At 38.7% G+C, this 6,853-nt stretch carries 7 protein-coding genes; all 7 read left to right on the top strand.

All coding sequences use genetic code 11. The annotated features are described in order from the left end of the window. Window positions 1-255 precede the first annotated feature (255 nt). The 7 genes from polA to rnpM all read left to right on the top strand — a co-directional run bounded on the left by polA (window position 256) and on the right by rnpM (window position 6,852). A complete protein-coding gene (polA, locus tag HMPREF1504_RS04130; RefSeq protein ID WP_038123631.1) occupies window positions 256-2,880 on the top strand; it encodes a DNA polymerase I in 2,625 nt (874 codons plus the stop codon). A gap of 47 nt (window positions 2,881-2,927) precedes the next feature. Beyond that, window positions 2,928-3,536 carry a dephospho-CoA kinase gene (coaE, locus tag HMPREF1504_RS04125; RefSeq protein ID WP_005378851.1) on the top strand — a complete coding sequence of 203 codons (609 nt, stop codon included), beginning with the start codon at window positions 2,928-2,930 and terminating at the stop codon, window positions 3,534-3,536. Window positions 3,537-3,602: 66 nt separating this feature from the next. Beyond that, a complete protein-coding gene (locus HMPREF1504_RS04120; RefSeq protein ID WP_005379024.1) occupies window positions 3,603-4,157 on the top strand; it encodes a lytic transglycosylase domain-containing protein in 555 nt (184 codons plus the stop codon). Then, window positions 4,141-4,833: a hypothetical protein gene (locus tag HMPREF1504_RS04115; RefSeq protein ID WP_005378862.1), complete on the top strand. Its 693-nt coding sequence runs from the start codon at window positions 4,141-4,143 to the stop codon at window positions 4,831-4,833. The genes HMPREF1504_RS04120 and HMPREF1504_RS04115 overlap by 17 nt, the downstream gene beginning before the upstream one ends. Before the next feature lie 188 nt (window positions 4,834-5,021). Further along, window positions 5,022-5,480 carry a ribosome maturation factor RimP gene (rimP, locus tag HMPREF1504_RS04110; protein WP_038123629.1) on the top strand — a complete coding sequence of 153 codons (459 nt, stop codon included), beginning with the start codon at window positions 5,022-5,024 and terminating at the stop codon, window positions 5,478-5,480. A gap of 17 nt (window positions 5,481-5,497) precedes the next feature. Further along, a complete protein-coding gene (nusA, locus tag HMPREF1504_RS04105; RefSeq protein ID WP_005379049.1) occupies window positions 5,498-6,583 on the top strand; it encodes a transcription termination factor NusA in 1,086 nt (361 codons plus the stop codon). Beyond that, window positions 6,583-6,852, top strand: a complete 270-nt coding sequence (gene rnpM / locus HMPREF1504_RS04100; RefSeq protein ID WP_005378858.1) for an RNase P modulator RnpM — start codon at window positions 6,583-6,585, stop codon at window positions 6,850-6,852. The genes nusA and rnpM overlap by 1 nt, the downstream gene beginning before the upstream one ends. The last annotated feature ends 1 nt before the right edge of the window (window position 6,853 follow it).

Here is a 6,853-nt window from a genome sequence, read left to right as displayed (position 1 = left end):
AAGCAGAATGTAAAAATATATGTATATATGTTTTAAATGCTTGATATGGGGGAACATAAAGCGACTTTGGCCCTGCGAAGGCCGTAGGCCGTAGTCAGACCCGGCCGGTGGAAGCTTTAGGCCACCCGTGTTCCCATTCTTCTTAAGCAAGAATGCTTATTACATATATTTTTACATGGCTCTAAACGATGAAAAATCAATTTTATTACGTCTCAATATGCTATAATGAAACATATGATTAAGCGAGGTGTACTTATGAAAAAATTAATGATTATAGATGGCAGCAGCCTGTTATTTCGTGCCTTTTTTGCGCTTCCTCCGTTGAAGTCTGCTCTTGGCACACCAACCAATGCAGTATATGGTTTTTTGACAATGCTCATTAAATTATATGAAGAGATTAAACCTGATTATATTGCTGTAGCCTTTGATAAAGGTCGTCAAACGTTCCGTACGGAAATGTATAGTGAATATAAAGGTAATCGCCCTGATGCACCAGAGGATTTACGTCCTCAGTTTAGCTTGATTCAAGATGTGTTGAAGGCTCTTGGCATTTGTGTTATTGAAGAGGAAGGTTATGAGGGGGACGATATTCTTGGTTCCTTGTCTAAGAAATTTGGATCTTCTGATTTAGCAGTGCAAATTATTACTGGTGACCGCGATAATTTACAGCTTGTTACCGATTACAGTCATGTATTCTTAACGAAAAAAGGTATCTCAGATATGCTGGAGGTTACCTTGGATAATATGACTGAATTATATGGTTATGGCCCAGATAAAGTTATCGAAATGAAGGCGCTTATGGGTGATTCTTCCGATAATATTCCAGGCGTTCCAGGGGTTGGTGAAAAAACAGCTCTTAAATTGATTAATGAATACGGTGATTTAGAGTCTGTATATGAGAATATCGATAACATTTCTGGCAAGAAATTAAAAGAACGTCTTGTTGAAAATAAAGAGTTAGCCTTCTTATCTCGTCAATTGGCTACCATTAAGACTGACATGGACTTGTCTTATACGCTCGATCAATTTGTACAGAATTTCCATCTTGGCGAAGTGAAACCGATGTTTGAAACATTAGGTTTTACAAAATTGACACCTCGCTTGGCTAGTGTGATGGGTTCAGAAGGTGGCGACGCAGAGGATTTTGGTGGCCTATTTAGTATGGCCGAAGAGATTAAAATCGAAGATCTCTTAGATGCATCTGCTCTTACTGAGGACTTTTACAAAAATAAAACCATTGGTGTTCATATTATTACGGATGGCAAAGCGCCGTTCCGTACGATTACATCTGCTTTCATTAACAATGGTGAAAGCATTATCAAGCTAGATGGTTCTCATAATGACAAATTATTGAATGCATTGAATGGTGCAAAGACGGTTGTAACGACGCAAAGCAAGGAATTGATGGAGGCTCTTTGCCACGATGAACCGGCTCAAATCCGTTTGTATGAAAATGGTGTGGCCCGTATTCACGATGTATCATTGATGGCCTATTTGTTGGACCCAACGCGTACCAATTATGGTTATCTCTATTTAACAGAGCGTTTTAGTGTGCCATCCATTGCTACAGGTAGTGTAGATGTAGAGTGCGTCTCTATGGTGAAAGCATTGCTTGATATGGACGATGCCGCTGTTAAGGCATTGCAAGACGAATCCTTATGGGATTTATACAACAATATTGAATTGCCATTGATTCATACATTATTAGTTATGGAGAAAAATGGTATTTATATTGACCCTGTAAAATTAGAAGAAACAACTATTAAATTCAAGGCGGAACTCGAAGCTGTTCAGCAAGAAATTTATGAATTGGCAGGGGAAACGTTTAATATTAATTCTCCCAAACAATTGGGAATCATCTTGTTTGAAAAGATGAATTTACCTGTTATTAAAAAGACGAAAACAGGTTACTCTACAGATGCAGAAGTATTGGATATGCTTCGTCATGAAAGCCCTATTGTAGAGAAGATTTTAGCCTATCGTTCCGTAGCTAAATTAGTTTCTACCTATTGTGAAGGCTTAGCGGTCCTCATCAACCCTGAAACGCATCGCATTCATACCACATTTAACCAAATGGTAACAGCTACTGGACGCTTGAGCTCTTCAGATCCGAACTTACAAAATATTCCTGTTCGTACAGAAAAGGGTCGTGAAATTAGAGCGTTATTCTATCCTGGAGAAGGCTTTGATACATTGGTGAGTGCCGATTATTCACAAATCGAGCTCCGCATCTTGGCGCATTTGTCTGGTGATGAAGCATTAATTAAGGCTTTCAACGATGGTAAAGATATTCATAGATTTACCGCTGCCGAAGTGCTTGGTAAGTCTCAAGATGAGGTAACCAGCGAAGAACGGTCTCACGCAAAGGCTGTCAATTTTGGCATTATCTATGGTATTTCAGATTTTGGTTTGTCTCGTGATTTAGGCATTACACGTCAAGAAGCAAAAAACTATATTGAGCTTTATTTTAGCCGCTATCCAAAGGTTAAAGAATATATGGATAACATGGTAACAGAAGCCCATGAAACGGGTAAGGTGCGTACGATGTTTGGTCGCATGCGCGAGTTACCAGATATTAATAGTCGTAATTTTAACCGTCGTTCCTTTGCAGAGCGTACGGCTATGAATACACCGATACAAGGTACTGCAGCGGATATTATTAAGCTCGCTATGAACAAGGTAGAATCCATTTTAGAAGAGAAGACATTTAAATCTCGTTTATTATTACAGGTGCATGATGAACTTGTATTAGAAGTGGTAAATGAAGAATTGGATGCTATTCAAACGTTGCTTAAGGAAACCATGGAATCCATTGTAGAATTACATGTTCCACTTATCGTTGATGTACATAATGCGGAAAACTGGGCACTTGTAAAATAAATTTTACATATAACGTTCGAGTAGAAGGATAGCTGCAGGAGGCACATATGTTAAAAATAGGTTTAACAGGTGGAATTGCATCTGGCAAGAGTACAGTACTAGATTTTTTTAAAAAGAAGAATGTACCTTATATTGATGCCGATGTAGTAGCACGTGAAGTGGTTGATCTTGGCACGCCTGGACTCGCTGCTATTCGTGAATTATTTGGTGATACAGTGATTCTCGATGATGGTAGATTAAATCGTGAAGCACTTGGTAGTATTGTCTTTCACAATGAAGAAAAACGCCTACAGTTAAATAGCTGCTTACATGGTTTCATTCGTCAGCGTATTAATGAATTGAGTACTATGTATGAAGAGGAAGAGGAACCAGCCGTAATTTATGATATTCCTCTTCTCATTGAGGGTAAGTGGTATGAGCGACTCGATACGGTTTGGCTTGTCTATGTATCGCCAGAGGTGCAGGTTCGCCGATTAATGGAGCGCAATGGATATTCAAGAGAAGACGCATTAGCGCGTATTCAAAGTCAAATGTTATTAGATGATAAACGCGCCTTTGCAGATGTCATCATTAATAATGATGGTACACCTGAGGAATTATATATTCAGTTGGAAAAATTGTGGCATGAGAAACTACTACCGTTGTATAATAAATAATTATTAATATATATATAAGCTTGAATCGATTCAAAATATATACGGTTAGGATTAAGGGGAGGATGTATGAAACGAAATACAGCAACGGCATTGGCTGTTGTCGTGTTGGGATGGTTTTATTTTAACCATATGCAAGATCCTGTAGCACGCTATACGGCATACCCCTTTGATTATAGAGATGTAGTTGTATCGGCTGCGGAAAAAGAAGAGGTGTCACCATCGTTGGTGGCTAGTGTTATTTTAGCTGAAAGTAAATATAAGAATACAGCGGAATCTGAGACGGGGGCGCTTGGGCTAATGCAACTCATGCCTGATACAGCTCGTTGGGTGGCCCAGCAAATGGGGCATGGAAATTATACTGATCGTCAACTAAAAGAGCCAGAAACAAATATTCAGCTAGGCACGTGGTATTTAGGGTATTTATTAAAAGAATTTAACGGTGATGAAGTGCAAGCGTTAGCTGCTTATAATGCAGGTCGTGGACATGTAGAATCATGGATTAAGGAAAAAAATTGGAATGGCATGGTTGATACGATTCCATTTCCAGAAACGCGTATGTATGTTAAAACCGTTTTAACCTATCAAGAAAGGTATGAGTCATTATATGGAGAACATCATTGAAACCTGTAAGTCTTTAGACTATTCTTGGTTGCCACCGGAGATTGGTAATTTTAAACTCAAGGTGACAGGGCCCGATGAAATTGTGAAAGCGCAAGAAACATTAGCTGCAGGTGAAGCTGTGTTGACATTACCTTTATTTCACTATGAAAATGATTTAGGTTGGAAGTGGTGTGCTCTCTATGATAAAGAGGTAGAGGATTATACCGTGCACGTAGTGATGCCTTTGTTCACATTTGTAGATATATCTTTTGTGCGCCAAGAGTTCGAACCGTATTGGCAGGGCCTACAAGAACGTTGTGTTCAGGGGCTTTCAAAATTACTAATCAATAGTGCAGAAAATTTTACCTATACCTATATGCGTAAGGGGCTACAAAATTGGGATTATGAATCTGTTATGCCCGCTGAGTTAGAAGGATTTGTACGAGATATAACACCTAAAAATGCGGTGCGCATGATTAATGGTTCCTATATCATAGGTGAATATCGAAAGATGGATGAATGTACAGGATTACTGTTGTACTATAATGAATATCGCGATGAATTCTTTGCAGAATTACGGTATCAAAATTATCCAGAAATTGACCATCATCTTGATGCTAAGTCATTAGATGATTTGGAACATGTACTATCTGAACATTTAAAAAATATACTGTGTGAACTAAATTCACGCGGTTAAATTGTACATTTTAGCGGAATTATGCTATACTATACATGACTTTTATATAAACTTTTTTAAGAGTGGGCTATTTTTTGCTCACTCTTTCGTTTATGATTGGGTGAAATTAGTCATATAATTGTATCAAATTGTATGATGAAAACAGCGTATATAATCGATATGTAGTATGTTATAAGGAGGCGATGGCTATGAAAAGAGAGGCCGTAGAGGAATTTGTATCCTCTGTAGTTGAAGGCGTTATAGCTGGCACGAATCTGGAATTAGTCGATGTCGACTATGTTCGAGAACGGGATTGGTATTTGCGCGTGTACCTAGATAAAACAGGTGGTGTCGATTTGGATGACTGTCAAATGGTCAGTGAAAAATTGAGCGCAGCTCTCGATGAGAAAGACCCTATTGCGGAAAATTATTTGCTTGAAGTGTCTTCTCCTGGTCTTGATCGAGTTCTAAAAAAGGATAAAGATTTCATTCGCTATAATGGCCGTGATGTAGATATCCAATTGTTTAAACCCATTAATGGCAGTAAACAATATACGGGTGTACTACAAGGCTTTACAGATACAACGATAGAATTTTCAATCAATGGTGAAAGCGTAACATTTGAACGTTCTGCCATTGCACAAATTCGATTACATCTTGATTTTTAATATATGGAGGCATACGAGTGAGTCAAGAATTAATTCAAGCAGTTATGGTGCTGACAAAACAAAAAGGTTTTGCACCTGAGGTTATTTTTGAATCCCTAGAAGCTGCATTATTACAAGCATATCGTAAGGAACCACATTCTAATCCAGATGCGTATGTGGAATTGAATCGTGAAACTGGTGCTTATAAGGTAATGGCGAAGAAACAAGTTGTAGAAACTGTAGAATTCCCAGAAACTGAAATCAGCCTATTAGATGCTCGTAAAATCGATAAACGCTATGAAATTGGCGATATTGTTGAAGCAGATGTAACACCTGCTAACTTTGGTCGCAGTGCAGCTCATACAGCTAAACAAATGTTGATTCAACGTTTGAAAGAAGCTGAACGCAGTGTTGTATACGAAGAATATTATAGCCGTGAAGGCGATATCATTACGGGTGTTATAACACGCGTTGAAGGTAAAAATGTATATATCAATCTTGGTAAAACAGAAGCTATCTTACCTCCAACTGAGCAAATCGGTACAGAAACATATCATGAAGGGGACCGTATTAAATGCTATATCGTAGAGGTTAAGAAAACTACGAAAGGCCCTCAAATTATGATTTCCCGTACTCATCCAGGCCTATTAAAACGCTTGTTTGAATTAGAAGTGCCAGAAATCTATGAAGGCGTAGTAGAGCTTAAATCTGTAGCTCGTGAACCTGGTATGCGTTCTAAAATCGCCGTATATAGCCGCGATGAATCCATCGATCCAGTTGGTGCTTGCGTAGGTCCTAAAGGTCAACGCGTTCAACACATTGTAGATGAATTGCACGATGAAAAAATCGACATTGTAAAATGGGATGAAGATCCTGCCATTTATATTGCGAACTCTTTAAGTCCTGCAAAGGTAATCTCTGTAGATGTTAGTGAAGAAGAAAAATCTTCTTATGTTGTAGTACCTGATTACCAATTGTCCTTGGCTATCGGTAAAGCTGGTCAAAATGCTCGCTTAGCAGCTAAATTGACAAACTGGAAAATCGACATTAAGAGTGAAACACAAGCTGCAGAAAATCCTTTCACAGGTTTTACAAGTACTGAAGCAGCGGAAAGCGAAGACTAATGAAAACCAAATCTCAACCTATGCGCACCTGTGTAGGCTGTGGTGAACCAAAGAGTAAGCGCGAGTTAATGCGTGTTGCTCTAAGCCCAGAAGGGACAATCAGTATCGACAGAACTGGTAAAGCCCCTGGTCGTGGTGCTTATATCTGTGCATCCATGGACTGTTTTGAGGCTGCGTATAAGGGTAAAAAACTAGAACGCTCTTTGAAGCATGCTGTATCAAAAGAGGTATATGAAGCATTGAAGCACGATTTGGAAGGTCATGAATAAT

This window comes from Veillonella sp. ICM51a, from assembly GCF_000524355.1.
Taxonomy (GTDB): domain Bacteria; phylum Bacillota; class Negativicutes; order Veillonellales; family Veillonellaceae; genus Veillonella; species Veillonella atypica.
This window is presented reverse-complemented; position numbering and strand designations above follow the sequence as displayed.

Coding starts and splice junctions, on each gene's coding strand:
- polA (WP_038123631.1), top strand. CDS start 256: ATGAAAAAATTAATGATTATAGATGGCAGCAGCCTGTTATTTCGTGCC.
- coaE (WP_005378851.1), top strand. CDS start 2,928: ATGTTAAAAATAGGTTTAACAGGTGGAATTGCATCTGGCAAGAGTACA.
- HMPREF1504_RS04120 (WP_005379024.1), top strand. CDS start 3,603: ATGAAACGAAATACAGCAACGGCATTGGCTGTTGTCGTGTTGGGATGG.
- HMPREF1504_RS04115 (WP_005378862.1), top strand. CDS start 4,141: ATGGAGAACATCATTGAAACCTGTAAGTCTTTAGACTATTCTTGGTTG.
- rimP (WP_038123629.1), top strand. CDS start 5,022: ATGAAAAGAGAGGCCGTAGAGGAATTTGTATCCTCTGTAGTTGAAGGC.
- rnpM (WP_005378858.1), top strand. CDS start 6,583: ATGAAAACCAAATCTCAACCTATGCGCACCTGTGTAGGCTGTGGTGAA.